The 16,334-nt window shown below is 60.1% G+C and carries 12 protein-coding genes; 3 read left to right on the top strand and 9 right to left on the bottom strand.

What is annotated here, in order from left to right; translation table 11 throughout:
* The first annotated feature begins 194 nt into the window (after positions 1–194).
* On the top strand, positions 195–743 hold the full coding sequence (locus ACLEJQ_RS12675) for a cytochrome b (RefSeq protein WP_440795401.1): 549 nt from the start codon (positions 195–197) through the stop codon (positions 741–743).
* A 4-nt stretch (positions 744–747) separates the two neighbouring features.
* Here ACLEJQ_RS12675 and ACLEJQ_RS12670 read toward each other — a convergent pair whose 3' ends face one another.
* Positions 748–1,656 (bottom strand): 1-aminocyclopropane-1-carboxylate deaminase/D-cysteine desulfhydrase, encoded by a 909-nt coding sequence (locus ACLEJQ_RS12670; protein ID WP_440795399.1) that lies wholly within the window; start codon positions 1,654–1,656, stop codon positions 748–750.
* Between the two features lie 226 nt (positions 1,657–1,882).
* On the bottom strand, positions 1,883–3,922 hold the full coding sequence (locus tag ACLEJQ_RS12665) for an oxidoreductase (protein ID WP_440795397.1): 2,040 nt from the start codon (positions 3,920–3,922) through the stop codon (positions 1,883–1,885).
* A 208-nt stretch (positions 3,923–4,130) separates the two neighbouring features.
* Between ACLEJQ_RS12665 and ACLEJQ_RS12660 the strand changes: the two genes are divergently transcribed.
* Entirely contained in the window at positions 4,131–5,261 is a 1,131-nt protein-coding gene (locus tag ACLEJQ_RS12660) for a carbon-nitrogen hydrolase family protein (RefSeq protein WP_440795395.1), read from the top strand.
* Between the two features lie 2 nt (positions 5,262–5,263).
* The gene (locus ACLEJQ_RS12655) at positions 5,264–6,301 is read left to right on the top strand and encodes an AraC family transcriptional regulator (protein ID WP_440795393.1); all 1,038 of its coding nucleotides are present in this window, start codon (positions 5,264–5,266) and stop codon (positions 6,299–6,301) included.
* A gap of 281 nt (positions 6,302–6,582) precedes the next feature.
* Here ACLEJQ_RS12655 and ACLEJQ_RS12650 read toward each other — a convergent pair whose 3' ends face one another.
* From ACLEJQ_RS12650 to tig, 7 genes are all read right to left on the bottom strand, one after another.
* Positions 6,583–7,461, bottom strand: a complete 879-nt coding sequence (locus ACLEJQ_RS12650; protein WP_440795391.1) for a DUF2242 domain-containing protein — start codon at positions 7,459–7,461, stop codon at positions 6,583–6,585.
* A 221-nt stretch (positions 7,462–7,682) separates the two neighbouring features.
* Positions 7,683–9,554: a SurA N-terminal domain-containing protein gene (locus ACLEJQ_RS12645; RefSeq protein WP_440795389.1), complete on the bottom strand. Its 1,872-nt coding sequence runs from the start codon at positions 9,552–9,554 to the stop codon at positions 7,683–7,685.
* 200 nt (positions 9,555–9,754) lie between these two features.
* Entirely contained in the window at positions 9,755–10,027 is a 273-nt protein-coding gene (locus tag ACLEJQ_RS12640; RefSeq protein WP_245142928.1) for an HU family DNA-binding protein, read from the bottom strand.
* A gap of 150 nt (positions 10,028–10,177) precedes the next feature.
* Complete coding sequence (lon, locus tag ACLEJQ_RS12635) at positions 10,178–12,574, bottom strand: endopeptidase La (RefSeq protein ID WP_440795386.1); 2,397 nt, start codon at positions 12,572–12,574, stop codon at positions 10,178–10,180.
* Between the two features lie 162 nt (positions 12,575–12,736).
* The gene (gene clpX, locus ACLEJQ_RS12630; RefSeq protein WP_440795384.1) at positions 12,737–14,020 is read right to left on the bottom strand and encodes an ATP-dependent Clp protease ATP-binding subunit ClpX; all 1,284 of its coding nucleotides are present in this window, start codon (positions 14,018–14,020) and stop codon (positions 12,737–12,739) included.
* Between the two features lie 107 nt (positions 14,021–14,127).
* A complete protein-coding gene (clpP, locus tag ACLEJQ_RS12625) occupies positions 14,128–14,769 on the bottom strand; it encodes an ATP-dependent Clp endopeptidase proteolytic subunit ClpP (RefSeq protein ID WP_440795382.1) in 642 nt (213 codons plus the stop codon).
* A 92-nt stretch (positions 14,770–14,861) separates the two neighbouring features.
* Positions 14,862–16,172 carry a trigger factor gene (gene tig / locus ACLEJQ_RS12620; protein ID WP_440795380.1) on the bottom strand — a complete coding sequence of 437 codons (1,311 nt, stop codon included), beginning with the start codon at positions 16,170–16,172 and terminating at the stop codon, positions 14,862–14,864.
* Positions 16,173–16,334: the final 162 nt, after the last annotated feature.

The raw sequence follows: 16,334 nt of genomic DNA, 5'->3' as shown, positions 1-16,334 counted from the left end.
GCGCCCAGCGGGAGCAAGCTCCCTCGCCACGGGTACGCGTCGCCTCCACCTGCGTCGCGATCCGCCCCATGCCGGGCTGGAAATTTCATGTCGAGAAAGCTGATCCGGCACAAGCAAACCCAACGAAACGGGCTTAAAGTAAACACAACGCTGCTCAAGACGGCGCTCTGCCCTGATTGTTGGAGATATCCGCAATGCCCTGGAAAAACTCGGAAAGCCGCTACAGTACCGTCACGGTGACCTTGCATTGGCTGATGCTGGTGTTACTGGCCGTGGTTTATGCCTGCATCGAGTTCAGAGGGATTTTTCCCAAGGGCAGCGGTGGCCGGACGCTGATCAAGGAGGCGCATTTCATGCTGGGCCTGACTGTTTTCCTGCTGGTCTGGCTGCGCCTGTTCGCCCGCAGTCTGGGCAAGGCACCGGCGATATTCCCGGCTTCACCCGTCTGGCAAACCTTCCTGGCGCGGCTGATGCACTGGGCGCTGTACCTGTTCATGATCGCCATGCCGCTGCTGGGCTGGCTGATCACCAGCGCCGAGGGGCACCAGGTGATGTTCTATGGCTTCGACCTGCCGCTGCTCGTCCAACAGGACAAGGCATTCGCCAAGCAGCTCGAAGGCTGGCATGTGCTGGGCGGCACCATCGGCTACTGGCTGATCGGCCTGCACGCGTTGGCCGGGCTCTATCACCACTACGTAGTGCGCGATAACACGCTGTTGCGGATGATGCCCAAACGCGGTTGACGGGTTATTCGAAACCCCGGCGGCCTTGCAGGCCACCGGTGTGAACGAAGATCAAGCGGGTGCCCTGGGCAAATCGTCCAATCTCGACCTGCGCCTTGAGCAACAGCAGTGCCTTGCCGGTGTACAACGGCTCCAGCTCGATGGCGTCGGTGCGTTGGATGAAATCGGTGAGTTCGGCATCGACCCGCCCGAACCCGCCCCGGCTGCCATCGAACAATTCATAAAGCGGATGGGCCAGCCCTGCTTCCTCGATGATGTGCTTGACCTGCTGCGACACCCCATGGTCTTCGGGTACGGCCAGCACACCATGGACCGGACGTTCCCCCGCTTCGGCCAGCACCAGTCCGGCCAGCGACGTGCCAGTGCCACAGGCCAGCCACCAACCGTGATAATCGGACCATCCCACCGCCGCCAGTTGCTCCCGGACGCGCCCCAGCCAAGTCATGCAGCCCTGTGCCCCAGACAATCCTGCCCCACCCTCGGGCAGCGGATACAAATACGGATAGCGCCGGCGCCAAGGCTCCCAGAACCCTGGCGCATGCCGTTCGCGATAACCGCCGTAACCCAACCAGTGCAGCTGCATGCCGAACGCTTGCAGGTCGCGCACCGTTGGCGTTTCTCGTGGCTGCCCACGCAACAGCCCGACCGTGGGAAATCCGAAGCGCTTGCCGGCGGCCGCCAATGCATGCAGATGGTTGGAGTAAGCACCGCCCAGGCTGATGATGCCCTCGGCGCCAGCCAAATCGGCGGCGCGCAGGGAAGGAACGAGTTTGAACCACTTGTTGCCACTGATCAGTGGATCGATCCGATCCAGGCGCAACACCGCCACCTCGACACCGGCTCGGGCGAGCCAGTCCAGATGAAGGGGTTCAAGCAGCGGCTGAGGGTGCCAGTCGAGGGTAGAAGAAAGCATTGCGGCAGGCCATTGGGCAGGAGTGCAAGAATCTTAACAGTCGGTGAATCCAGACTCGCTCCCACAATGGATCTGTGTGGACGCCGAATCCGTGTACACGCGGTAATCCTGTGGGAGCGAGCCTGCTCGCGATAGCGGTGGATCAGTCAGCACTCCCGCAACTGACCTACCGCTATCGCGAGCAGGCTCGCTCCCACAGGGCCCCCTGGCGCTACAGGCGTGCGCCTTACAACTGCGCCGCCAACCGCGAGCCCTGGTTGATCGCCCGCTTGGCGTCCAGCTCTGCCGCCACGTCGGCGCCACCGATGAGGTGGACCTTCTGCCCGGCGGCCTCCAGGCCTTCCTGCAATTCACGCAACGGATCCTGACCGGCGCAGATCACGATGTTGTCCACCGGCAATACCTGTGGCTCGCCGGTTTCGCCGATGCGAATGTGCAGCCCCTCGTCGTCGATCTTCAGATACTGAACGTTGTTGAGCATCTGCACCTGCTTGTTCTTCAGGCCCGTGCGGTGAATCCAGCCAGTGGTCTTGCCCAGGCCGTCGCCGACCTTGGAAGCCTTGCGCTGCAACAGGAACACCTGACGCGCAGGAGCATGGGGTTCAGCCTTGATCCCGGCCACGCCGCCGCGCGCCTGGAGCGCGGTGTCGATACCCCACTCCTTCCAGAACGCCTCGCGGTCCTGGCTGGTGGCGACGCCCTGATGCACCAGGAACTCCGAAACATCGAAACCGATGCCGCCGGCACCGATTACCGCCACGCTGCGGCCCACCGGCCTGCGCTCCAGGATCACGTCCAGGTAGCTCAGAACCTTGGCATGCTCCACCCCCGGAATCGCCGGCACCCGCGGCGCAATACCGGTCGCAAGAATGATTTCGTCGTACCCGCCTTCCACCAGCTTCGCCACATCCACCCGGGTATTGAGGCACACCTCGACATGGGTGGTCTGCAACTTACGCTTGAAGTAGCGCAGGGTTTCGTAGAACTCCTCCTTGCCCGGCACACGCTTGGCGACGTTGAACTGTCCGCCGATCTCACCAGCCGCATCGAACAGCGTCACCTGGTGCCCCCGCTCGGCCGCCACGGTGGCCGCCGACAACCCGGCCGGACCGGCGCCGACCACGGCGATTTTCTTCACCTGGGTGACCGGCAGGTAATTGAGCTCGGTTTCGTGGCAGGCACGCGGGTTCACCAGGCAACTGGTGAGCTTTCCGCCAAAGGTATGGTCGAGACAGGCCTGGTTGCAGCCGATGCAGGTATTGATCTCATCGCTGCGTCCGGCGGCCGCCTTGTTGACGAACTCCGGGTCGGCCAGGAACGGACGCGCCATGGAGACCATGTCGGCATCGCCTTCGGCCAGGATCTGTTCGGCCACTTCCGGGGTGTTGATACGGTTGGTGGTGATCAGCGGGATGTTCACCGAACCGCGCAGCTTGGCCGTGACTTTGCTGAACGCCGCCCGCGGAACCTTGGTGGCGATGGTAGGAATACGCGCCTCATGCCAGCCGATGCCGGTGTTGATGATGGTCGCGCCGGCCTGCTCGATGGCTTTGGCGAGCTGGACGATCTCTTCCCACGAGCTTCCGCCTTCCACCAGGTCGAGCATCGACAGGCGGAAGATGATAATGAAATGGGGGCCCACTGCGTCGCGGACGCGACGGACGATTTCAACCGGCAGGCGCATGCGGTTTTCGTAGCTGCCGCCCCAACGGTCGGTACGGTGGTTGGTGTGGGCCGCGAGGAACTGATTGATGAAGTAGCCCTCGGAGCCCATGATCTCGACCCCATCGTATTCAGCCTTCTGGGCCAACAGCGAACAGGTCACGAAATCGCTGATCTGCTTTTCAATGCCCTCTTCATCCAGCTCCTTGGGCTTGAACGGGTTGATCGGCGCCTGGATCGCACTGGGAGCGACCTGCTTGGGGCTGTAGGCGTAGCGCCCGGCATGCAGGATCTGCATGCAGATCTTGCCACCGGCCTCGTGCACCGCCCGAGTCACGATCTGGTGCTTGAGCGCCTCGTCTTCCGTGGTCAGCTTGGCTGCCCCGGAGTAAACGCCGCCCTCGTCATTCGGCCCGATCCCGCCGGTGACCATCAGGCCCACGCCGCCACGGGCGCGCTCGGCAAAATATGCCGCCATGCGCTCGAAACCGCCCGGCTTTTCTTCAAGGCCAGTGTGCATCGACCCCATCAGGGTCCGATTGCGCAACGTAGTGAAACCCAGGTCCAGCGGGGCCAGCAGGTGCGGATAATGGGAGGCGGTCATCAGTAACTCCACAACGGGCGATCACGGAAAAAATACGGAAGCTCTGCGGCTTCCCTCAGTCATGCCCAACAGCCTAAGAGGCGCGATGCGGGCGCTCAATGACCGTAACTGACAACTTAATGATCCGAATGCGCAGCGCCCCTTGGCAACACCCGTTCCGAGCCCTACCCTAGTCAGCGAATCCGCAAACGGCCGCTGACAGCTCTCCATGCGTAAATTTTTCTACTTGTTGTTGTCCACGGCCCTGATCGCCATCCTGGTCACTTACGCCCTGTGGACGGCGGATCGTCCGGCGGGCCATTACCTGTCGGACCTGCGCATCAACCTGGCGGTCGACCAGGGCATGCCCGCCGAGCGCGGTAACCTGCTGGGCATTCAGCCCGAGTTGTTCCCCACTGACTACCAGAGCCCGGAGCGCCTGCATCGCAAACTTGCTGCCTATTTGCAAAGCGCCCGTGACCTGGGTTTTCTCAACGACAAGACGGTCGTGGTGCTGCCCGAGCACATCGGCACCTGGCTGATGTTCAGCGGTGAAAAAGACGAGTTGTACCAGGCCGGCACTATGAAGGAAGCCATGAACTGGCTGGCGGTCAGCAACCCACTGGCGTTCATCCAGGCGCTGGTCAGGGCACAGGGCGATAATCGGCTGGACGACGCCTACCTGCGCATGAAGGCCCCGCGCATGGCCCATGATTACCAGGGGTTGTTCGGCGGGCTGGCCGAAGAGTTCGGCATCACCCTGGTAGCCGGCTCCATCGTCCTTCCCGAGCCCAGCGTCAGCGACGGCCAGCTGAAAGTCGGCGCGGGTGCGCTGTACAACAGCAGCCTGGTGTTTGGGCGCGATGGCCGGCCGATCGGCCAACCGCAACGCCAACGCCATCCGGTATTCGAACAACGGGACGTGCTCGGCGCCGACCGCCCCGACGCCACCCAGGTCGTCGAAACTCCCGCTGGGCGTCTGGGCGTGCTGATCGGCAGCGACAGTTGGTATCCGGTTCACTACCGGCAGCTCAACGATCAGGGGGCGCAGCTGATTGCAGTGCCGGCCTTTATCCTGGGCCGCGACGCCTGGGACAGACCCTGGAGCGGTTATAAAGGCCTGTCCACGCCAGAGGAAGTCAGCCTCAAGCCCGGTGAAGTCAGTGAGGGCCAGGCCTGGCACCGTCTGACCCTGACCAGCCAATTGCCCATCAGCCAGGCACGGGGCGGCGTCAGCGTGTTCCTGCGCGGCCAGTTCTGGGACAGCGCAAGCGCCGGCCAGAGCTTCATCAGCCACGACGGCCAGCACTTCAGCGATGGCGAGGCCCGTGGCGCTCGCTTGCTGAACCTATGGTTGTGACCATGAAAGCGCAACCGATGCGCCTGGGGGATTTGTCTGTGGGCTTCGTCCACAGCCTGGCTGACGCGGTTGCCAGTCATGGACAAGATCCTCACCCCTTGCTGGCCCAGTACGGCCTGGATGCCGTGCGTCTGTCGGAGCCCGGGGCCCGGTTGTCGATCCCGCGCTACATGCGCCTGGGTCATGCGGCCATTCAACTGACCCAGGATCCGGCACTGGGCCTGCGCATGGGTCGCCTCAGCCGCTTGAGCCAGGCCGGGCTGGCGGGCGTAACCGCTGCCCAGGCGCCGACTGTCCGTGAAGCCGCGCGCTGCATGATCCGTTTCGAACCCCTGTATGGCTCAAACTATCGCGGCCAATCGAGCTTCCACGAGGACGCCCGGGGAGCGTGGCTGCGGTTTTACTCCATCAGCCCGTACAACGCCTATAACCGCTTCGTCGTGGACTCCATCATCGCCGGCTGGCTCACACAACTCTCCACTGTGGGCGGCGTAGCGTTGCGTGCCGAGCGTATAGACATCGAATTCGAGGAGCCGGCCTATCTGGAGGCCTACCGCATCCTGGGGGACTGTGCGATCCACTTCGGTGCCGAACACAATCAACTGCGCCTGGGACTCGACAGCCTCGCCCAGCGCAACCCGCAGCATTGCCCCAGCACGTGGCAGCATCTGATCCAGTTGTGTGAGCGGGAATTGGAGCAGTTGACCCGCACCCGGAGTCTGCGCGAGCGCATCATCCAGCTGCTGGGACCGCTGCTCAATGGCGGCCGGGAACCGGACCTGGAGGAAGTGGCAGCGCGCCTCAAGCTGCCGACCTGGACACTGCGCCGCAAGCTGGCCGAGGAAGGCACGCAGTTTCGCGCCATCCTCAACGACACCCGCCGTGACCTTGCCATGACTTACATCCGCGATACCGAACTGGCGTTCGGTGAAATCGCCTACCTGCTGGGGTTCGCCTCGGCCGAGGCCTTCCAACGCGCATTCAAGCGCTGGAACGACCAGACGCCGGGTGAGTTTCGTCGCAGCCACCGGCGCACATAGGTACAAGGTTTGAAGCGTTACCTAGAGCTCCGTTGCATCTTCGGCGGGCTCCAGCGGGTCCAGTTCATATGCCTGGTATTCCAGCAGCTCTTCCTGATAATCATCCATTACGAGTCCTTCCCCTATCATCGAAAGCGATCAATCAAGCCTGATGGCACTGGTGATCAGCTTAAAGCTGCTTTATGAACAAGACATGAAGCGAAGGCTTCATGAATTAAACGTAGCACAGCGTCGAGGAATTACTGCGGTAAGTGTGACAGGAGATTACCCCTGTCACACGTTCAGGAAGCCGGCAGGGGCTGGATCGGCTCGGTCGGCGCGGGCAACGAGCTGGGTGGGGGCGGCGTGATCGGCTCGCTCGTCGGCACCGTCTCCTGCGGCACTGGCGCAATCGGCGCAGGTTCGGCCGGTGGTGCGACCGGCTCCGACGCCGCAGGGGCAGTTTCCACCGGTGCCGGAGCGGCCTCCTGGACCGGCACAGCCGGCGCCGGTGCAGGTGCTGGAGCAGGTGTGGGAGCCAGCGACTCTGCCGCCGGAGCCGGCGCAGGCATCAACGCGGCCGGTTCAGCCTTGGTTTCCGGAATGCCCAGTTCGGCCTTCGGCTGATCGGCATTGCCGGCAGCCTTCTTGGCGTCGGCCGGCAGGAACAGCTCGACCAGGGCAAAGAAACGCTCATAGAACTTCGGCGCCGATACCGTCTCGCTGGCGACCTTGACCATCGAATCATCCGTAGAACCGATCGGCATCGATACCGAGCCCAGCACACCGACCCCCAGGCTGGCGGAGTTGTTGATCTTTTTCAGTGCGTAGCGATCCTGCAAGGCGTTGGCAAACATGGTCGCCCGGTGCCCGGGACCGCCGTCTTCGGCGCAGACCAGGTTGAAGCTGATTTCCATATGGGTATCGCCGGCCTGCTGGAAACTCTTGTGGCCGCTGACCAGCTTGGGGTCGCTGCTGGTGATGATGTAGCCCTGACTGAGCAATGCCCGGCGACCGGCTTCGCAGGTGGCCGCGTCGGTCACGGGATAAGTACGCGAGAACGTGCCCGAGTCATCGAAGTTCTCATGCTCGTAAATCGCGGCTTTCTTCGACGAACATCCGGCTGCGGCGGCCAGCATCAGTGCCAGCCCGACGGTACGCATGTGAAATGGTCTGAACATTGAACATCCTGAGGGAAACGATCCGGGGCGTATTGTGCAACAGAACACGATCTGCCGGCGCAGGTATTCGTGTCTCAAAGGGGCTACAAGTCTACTGGCGGATGTTTGCGGACAAAAGACGCAATGGCGGCGGATCGACGAAAGCCCCAGGTTTTTAACAACAGGAAACAAAAAGACCCCGGTTCTGCAACCGGGGTCTTTTTCGGTCCAGCCTCAGAACATCAGTAACGCTTGATGTCGGCCTGGCTTTCCAACTGCTTGCGATAGGCTGCGAAGTCCTGCTGCCCGACGCGGGACGCGAGGTAGCGGCGATATTCGGCCTTCTCTTCGTCGGTCGGGGCCGCCGCTTCGTTCACACCGTTCAGACGCACCACCACCAGACTGCCGTCAGGCAATGTCACGCTGGTGAATGTCGGCTTGTCCTTCGAGGCAGGCTTGGGCATGCGGAACAATGCTTGTAGCACCGCCGGCTCGATGCCTTCCTGGCTGCGGGTCACCGCTTCGGTGACTTTCCAGCTCTGACCGTCTACGGGCTTGTCCAGCGCGGTCTTGCCGTCGCGCAGGCTGGCTATCAGCTCATCGGCACGGGTCTTGGCTGCCGCGCTGGCGTGTTCCTTAGCCAGTTGCGCACGGATGGGTCCCGCGACGCTTTCCAGCGGCAGTTGCTCGGGCTTGCGGTGCTCCTTGGCACGCAGCACCACGACAGTTTCCGGGTCCAGCTCGATGGCGGTGCTGTTGGCACCTTCATCCAGCACTTCAGGGCTGAACGCAGCGGTGACCACGGCACGGTTGGCTGCGATTCCCTCGCCGCCTTCACGACCGAACGGGGCCGATGTGTGGACCGTCAGCTTCAGGTCCTGAGCGGGTTGCGCCAGGTCGGACGCTTCGAACGACGCATCTTCCAGTTGCTTGGTTGCCTCGACGAAACGCTGCTCCACCTGCTGGGTTTTCAGTTCGCGGGTCAGCTTGTCCTTGAGGCTGGCAAACGTTGGGACCTGCGGCGCCTCGACGCCCAGCAGCTTGATCAGATGCAGACCGAAGTCCGTACGCACCGGTGCCGAGACCTGATCCTTGTTCAACGCATACAAGGCCTTCTCGAACGCTGGATCGTAGACGCCCGGGCCTGCAAAACCGAGGTCACCGCCATTGTTCGCCGAACCTGGATCCTGGGAGAACTCCTTGGCCAGGGCTTCAAACGATTCGCCCTTGGCCAGGCGCGCCTGGATTTCCTCGATCTTCGCCTTGGCCTGGGCCTCGCTGACCTTGTCGTTCACTTCGATCAGGATATGCGCAGCTCGCCGCTGTTCCGACAGGTTGGCGATTTCCTTCTGATAAGCCGCTTGCAAGTCCTCATCCCTGACGCTGACCTGATCGAAGAAAGTAGCTTTCTTCAGCTCGATGTAATCGATGACGACCTGATCAGGCGTCATGAATTCCTTGGCGTGCTTGTCGTAATAAGCCTTCACCTCGTCATCGGTCAGCTTCACGGACGCCGGGTCGGCCTTGATGTTCAACGTCGCAAAATCACGCGTCTGTTTTTCCAGACGGGCAAACGCCAGCACCTGGGCGTCAGTCACGAAACCGCTGCCAGCCAGACCCGCACGCAGTTGGCCGATCAGCATTTCCTGAGCCAGCATCTGGCGGAACTGCATGCGGCTGTAACCCAGCTGACGGATCACTTGGTCGAAACGCTCAGGACTGAACTTGCCGTCGACCTGGAACTCCGGTGTCTGCAGGATCACTTGATCCAGCGCAGCCTCGGAAAACGCGAACTTCGCATCATGGGCGCCTTGCAACAGCAGCTTGCGATCGATCAGCCCCTTGAGAGCCGAATCGCGCAGCATTTTTTCATCCAGCAGTGAAGCGTCGAAATCCTTGCCCAACTGCTGCATGAGCTGACGACGTTGCATGTCGACCGCTTGGCTCAGCTCGTTCTGGCTGATGTTCTCGCCGTTGACCTTGGCCGCGTCGTTGCTGTGCCTGGAGGCTTGAAAGATGGCATCGAAACCGGTCAACGCCATTAATGCGACGATGACCCCGATGATGGTTTTGGCAATCCAGCCTTGTGAATTGTCCCTGATATTCTGCAGCATGCGTCCCCCAGAAACGGTTGAACTTCAAATTAGGCAACCGTGGAGCGTGGGTAGAATCCGAATAGAAGAAAGGCGCATCCGAGGATGCGCCTTCTCGTAACTGGCGGAGCGGACCGGGCTCGAACCTGCAAGCCCTGGCGTCGTTTACCGCTCCGCTGCCAGGCCAGGCATGACCCGACCCGGATAAACTCAACGAAACCTTAGTTAACGGCTTCTTTCAGCGCTTTACCAGCTTTGAAGCCTGGCTTCTTGGCAGCCGGGATCTGCAGCGTCTTGCCAGTCTGCGGGTTGCGACCGGTACGAGCTGGACGATCAGTCACGGAAAAAGTGCCGAAACCTACCAGAACAACGGAGTCGCCAGCCTTCAGAGCGCCAGTGACGGATTCGATTACAGCGTCCAGCGCACGGCCAGCAGCAGCTTTCGGGATATCAGCGGATGCAGCGATAGCATCAATCAGTTCCGACTTGTTCACTCTAAGTCCCCTTATATCTATTTGAGATGATTCTAAGTTTTTTTGGTGAAAGCTTAAAACGAGTGCTGAATGGCCCTACAGACACTTAAGAGCCGCTTTATAACAAGGGCTCTAAAAAACTGTCAAGGAAGCCCCCCAGGCAAATGCGTATTAATGCGTGCTAATTCTTTCCTTAGAGTCAGACTCGCGCTTTTCGTCCTTCGCGACTATCTCCGGAGCCACATCCGGCAAGGGCTCCGGCGCGTATTGCAGCGCAATTTGCAGGACCTCGTCAATCCATTTAACTGGTTTGATCTGAAGATCCTGCTTGATGTTGTCAGGAATTTCCTTCAGATCGCGGACATTCTCTTCGGGAATGATCACTGTCTTGATCCCACCACGGTGGGCGGCCAGCAGTTTTTCCTTGAGGCCACCGATCGCCAACACCTGCCCGCGCAAAGTGATTTCACCCGTCATGGCCACATCGGCACGCACCGGAATACCGGTCAATGCCGACACCAACGCGGTGCACATGCCTACCCCGGCGCTCGGACCGTCCTTGGGCGTCGCCCCTTCCGGCATATGGATATGCGTGTCGCGCTTCTCGTGGAAGTCCAGGGGAATCCCCAGGCTCCGAGCTCGGCTGCGCACCACGGTTTGCGCGGCGGTGATCGATTCGACCATCACATCCCCCAGGGAACCGGTCTTGATCAGCTGCCCTTTGCCCGGTACCACAGCCGCTTCGATGGTCAACAACTCACCACCGACCTGGGTCCATGCCAGGCCTGTCACCTGGCCGATCTGATCCTGCTGCTCGGCAAGGCCATAGCGGAATTTACGCACGCCCAGGAAGTGTTCCAGCGAGTCTGCCGTGACCTTCACCGAGAAGCGTTTTTCCAGTGCATGCTCCTTGACGGCCTTGCGGCAAACCTTGGCGATCTGGCGTTCCAGGCCACGCACACCGGCTTCGCGGGTGTAGTAACGGATGATGTCGCGAATCGCTTCCTCGTCGAATTCCAGCTCGCCCTTTTTCAGGCCGTTGGCCTGGACCTGCTTGGGCGAAAGGTACTTCTCCGCGATGTTGATCTTCTCGTCCTCGGTGTAGCCAGGTAGACGAATCACCTCCATCCGGTCCAGCAATGCCGGCGGGATATTCATGGAGTTGGAGGTGCAGAGGAACATCACGTCCGACAGGTCGTAATCGACCTCAAGGTAGTGATCGTTGAAGTTGTGATTCTGCTCAGGATCGAGCACTTCCAGCAACGCGGAGGCAGGATCGCCACGCATGTCGCTGCCCATCTTGTCGATTTCATCCAAAAGGAACAGCGGATTGCGCACGCCGACCTTTGTCATTTTTTGAATCAATCTTCCTGGCATCGAACCGATGTATGTCCGGCGGTGACCACGGATTTCCGCTTCGTCGCGCACGCCACCGAGGGCCATGCGTACGAATTTTCGATTGGTGGCGTGGGCAATCGACTCCGCGAGGGAGGTCTTGCCGACCCCGGGAGGACCGACCAGGCACAGCACCGGGCCACGAATCTTTTTCACGCGCTTTTGCACGGCGAGGTATTCAAGGATGCGCTCCTTGACCTCTTCCAGGCCGTAGTGGTCGGCGTCGAGGATGTCTTCGGCGCGCGCCAGGTCGAGGCGCACCTTGCTCTGGGCTTTCCACGGCACCTGGACCAGCCAGTCGATGTAGGAACGCACTACAGTGGCCTCGGCAGACATCGGTGACATCTGCTTGAGCTTGTTCAGCTCGGCCTGGGCCTTGGCCAACGCATCCTTGGGCAGGCCGGCGGCATCGATGCGCTTTTTCAGCTCTTCGATTTCGTTATGGCCTTCATCGCCATCGCCCAACTCTTTCTGAATGGCCTTCATCTGCTCATTCAGGTAGTACTCGCGCTGGCTGCGCTCCATCTGCTTCTTGACGCGCCCACGGATGCGCTTTTCGACCTGCAGCAGGTCTATTTCGCCGTCGAGCAGGGCCAGCACATGTTCGACACGGGCCGACAAATCAATGATTTCGAGGATTTCCTGCTTCTGCTCGATCTTGAGCGCCATGTGGGCAGCCATCGTGTCGACCAGCCTCCCCGGCTCGTCGATGCTGTTCAGCGACGACAGCACTTCGGCAGGGACCTTCTTGCCCAGTTGCACGTATTGCTCGAACTGCGACAGCAGGCTGCGGACAAACACCTCCGACTCGCGCTCCGGTGCTTCGACTTCTTCGATCAGCGACACTTCAGCGCGGCAATGGCCGTCCACTTCACTGAAACGCTCGACCGTGCCACGCTGCTCGCCTTCGACCAGCACCTTGACGGTGCCGTCAGGCAGCTTGAGCAGTTGCAGCACCGTTGCAATCGTACCTACGCGATAAAGCGCGTCCTCGCCGGGATCATCGTCGGCAGGGTTTCTCTGCGCCAGCAAAAGAATCTGCTTATCACCCGTCATCGCAGCCTCGAGGGCTTCGATAGACTTCTCGCGCCCCACGAACAGCGGGATAACCATGTGCGGATACACAACGACATCGCGCAATGGCAGGAGAGGCAATTCGATGGTTGTCTTCATGATTTCGCCTCTACGGCGGCCCTTGGGCCGGAAACAGATGGAAGTAAGCTTGAAACCAAGATGGGGGCAGCCTTGAAAAAAAACAAGCGCTAAGACGCGTCTAAAACAGCACTCAAAGAAAAGGGGCCCGAAGGCCCCTTCTTTGTTCCGCCAGCAGGACGCTTAGGCGTCCGGCGCGGCCTTGGCAGGCTGCTCATTGTTTTCATACAGATACAACGGCTTGGACTTGCCTTCGATAACGCTTTCGTCGATCACGACTTTACTCACATCCGACTGTGAGGGGATCTCATACATCGTGTCGAGCAATACGCCTTCGAGGATAGAGCGCAACCCACGGGCACCGGTCTTACGCTCCAGGGCACGCTTGGCGACAGACTTGAGCGCGTCGGAACGGAACTCCAGGTCCACACCTTCCATTTCGAACAGCTTGGCGTACTGCTTGGTCAGGGCATTCTTCGGCTCGGTCAGAATCTGCATCAACGCCGCTTCATCCAACTCATCCAGCGTTGCCAGAACCGGCAGACGACCGACGAATTCCGGGATCAGACCGAACTTGACCAGATCGTCCGGCTCGACCTCACGCAAGGATTCACCGACCTTCTTGCCCTCTTCCTTGCTGCGCACCTCGGCGTTGAAGCCGATGCCGCCGCGGGTAGAACGGTTCTGAATGACCTTTTCAAGGCCCGAGAACGCCCCACCGCAGATGAACAGGATGTTACGGGTGTCGACCTGCAGGAATTCCTGCTGCGGATGCTTGCGACCACCTTGGGGCGGTACGGAGGCAACCGTGCCTTCGATCAACTTGAGCAAGGCCTGTTGCACGCCTTCGCCGGAAACATCCCGGGTGATGGACGGGTTGTCGGACTTGCGGGAAATCTTGTCGATTTCGTCGATGTAGACGATGCCCATCTGGGCTTTTTCCACATCGTAGTCACACTTCTGCAGCAACTTCTGAATGATGTTCTCGACGTCCTCGCCCACATAACCGGCCTCGGTCAGCGTGGTCGCGTCGGCGATGGTGAACGGAACGTTCAGCAAGCGCGCCAGGGTTTCGGCAAGCAAGGTCTTACCCGAGCCTGTCGGGCCGATCAGCAAGATGTTGCTCTTGCCGAGTTCGACCTCGTCATTCTTTTTGTCACGCTGGTTCAGGCGCTTGTAGTGGTTGTAAACCGCTACGGCCAGTACCTTTTTCGCACGCTCCTGACCAATTACATATTGATCAAGGATGCCGCTGATTTCTTTGGGCGAAGGCAACTTATGCGCGCTGCTTTCGGCCTGGGCTTCCTGCACCTCCTCGCGGATGATGTCATTGCACAGGTCGACGCACTCGTCGCAAATGAAGACCGAGGGGCCGGCAATCAATTTGCGTACTTCATGCTGGCTTTTGCCACAGAAGGAGCAATAAAGCAGTTTGCCGTTGTCCTCGCCGTTGCGGGTGTCAGTCATTCGATCGATCCAAATCCGATAGGCTTGCAACACAAGATGAAGGCAATTGCGGGCTTTTTCAAGCCCGCAGGCGGCCGGTCATCCCAACCACCTGCATTTTGAGCGGCTTAGGCAGGCATTTGACGCTTGTTGATCACGGAGTCGATCAGGCCGTATTCGGCTGCACGCTCGGCGCTCATGAAGTTGTCACGCTCGGTGTCACGCTCAATGGTTTCCAGGCTCTGGCCGGTATGCTGGGCCAGCAGCGAGTTCAGGCGCGAACGGATGTGCAGGATTTCCTTGGCATGGATGTCGATGTCCGACGCCTGGCCCTGGAACCCGCCCAATGGCTGGTGAATCATCATCCGCGAGTTCGGCAGGCAGTGGCGCTTGCCCGCTGCGCCACCGGCGAGCAGGAACGCGCCCATGCTGCAGGCCTGGCCGATGCAGATGGTGGACACGTCCGGCTTGATGAACTGCATGGTGTCGTAGATCGACATGCCCGCAGTCACCGAACCGCCCGGTGAGTTGATGTACAGATGGATATCCTTGTCCGGGTTTTCCGCTTCAAGGAACAGCAGTTGTGCCGCAACCAGGTTGGCCATGTAGTCTTCGACGGGGCCGATCAGGAAGATGACGCGTTCCTTGAGCAGACGCGAGTAGATGTCATAGGCACGTTCGCCGCGGGCGGACTGCTCGATAACCATCGGGACCAGGCCGCCTGCGGCCTGGATGTCAGAGCTCTGCTGATAAAAAGAATTGCGGGACATGTCTCGCAGTCACTCCCAAATAGTTATGTCTTGAATACGCATAAGCCAGCGCGAAGGCTGGCTTATGGTGTGTATTTCTTACCGCAGAACAATCAATCGGCTTGTGGAGCTTCCACCGGCTTGACCGCTTCTTCGTAAGAGACCGCTTTATCGGTCACGCTAGCTTTCTGCAGAACAGTATCCACAACTTGTTCTTCCAGCACAACCGAACGGACTTCGTTCAGTTGCTGCTCGTTCTTGTAGTACCAGGACACGACTTGCTCAGGCTCCTGATAGGCCGAGGCCATTTCCTGGATCAGCTCGCGAACGCGGGCTTCGTCAGGCTTGAGTTCGAACTGCTTGACCACTTCGGCCACGATCAGGCCCAGCACGACGCGGCGCTTGGCTTGTTCTTCGAACAGTTCGGCAGGCAGTTGGTCCGGCTTGATGTTGCCGCCGAACTGCTGGACGGCCTGCACGCGCAGACGGTTGACTTCGTTGTCCAGCAGAGCTTTCGGCACTTCGATCGGGTTGGAGGCCAGCAGACCGTCCATGACCTGGTTCTTGACCTTGGACTTGATGGCCTGGCGCAATTCACGCTCCATGTTCTTGCGAACTTCGGCGCGGAAACCTTCCAGACCGGTTTCCTTGATGCCGAACTGGGCAAAGAACTCTTCGTTCAGCTCAGGCAGTTTCGGCTCGGAAACGCTGTTGACGGTAACGGTGAACTCGGCGGCTTTGCCGGCCAGGTCCAGGTTCTGGTAATCCTCAGGGAAGGTCACGTTCAGGACGCGCTCTTCACCGGCCTTGGCGCCGACCAGACCATCTTCGAAGCCCGGGATCATACGGCCGGAGCCCAGCACCAGCTGGGTAGCCTTGGCGGAACCGCCGGCGAACACTTCACCGTCGACCTTGCCGACGAAATCGATGTTCAGCTGGTCTTCGTTCTGGGCAGCGCGATCGGCCACTTCAAAACGGGTGTTCTGCTTGCGCAGGATGTCCAGCATCTTGTCCAGGTCGGCATCCGTTACGTCAGCGCTCAGGCGCTCGACGGCGATGGACTCGAAACCGGCAACGGTGAACTCAGGGAACACTTCGAACGTAGCGACGAATTCCAGGTCCTTGCCTTTTTCCAGCACTTTAGGCTCGACGGACGGTGCGCCGGCCGGATTCAGTTTCTGCTCGACCACCGCTTCGTAGAACGAAGACTGGATAACGTCGCCCACGGCTTCCTGACGCGCATCAGCTTCGTAACGCTGACGGATCACGCTCATCGGCACTTTGCCTGGGCGGAAACCTGGGATTTTGGCCTTTTGGGCAGTCTGCTGCAGACGCTTGTTGACCTGAGTCTCGATGCGCTCAGCCGGCACGGTGATGCTCATGCGGCGCTCAAGAGCAGAAGTATTTTCAACAGAAACTTGCATGGATATTCCTCGTTGCACAGACGTTGGCCGGGCGTTTCCGACCCCAGAATCAAGGGCATGCATTCTAGTAGGTCAAACTCAAGAAGTCACCCTACTGAAAACACGCAGGAAACAAGCGCCGAATTTAGAAACAGGACAATTGAAGCCGCCCTGCCCGAGTTG

The sequence above is a fragment of the Pseudomonas sp. SMV71 genome (assembly GCF_052042015.1).
Classification (GTDB): domain Bacteria; phylum Pseudomonadota; class Gammaproteobacteria; order Pseudomonadales; family Pseudomonadaceae; genus Aquipseudomonas.
Note: the sequence above shows the minus strand (reverse complement) of the source record. Positions and strands in the feature narration are given on the sequence as shown.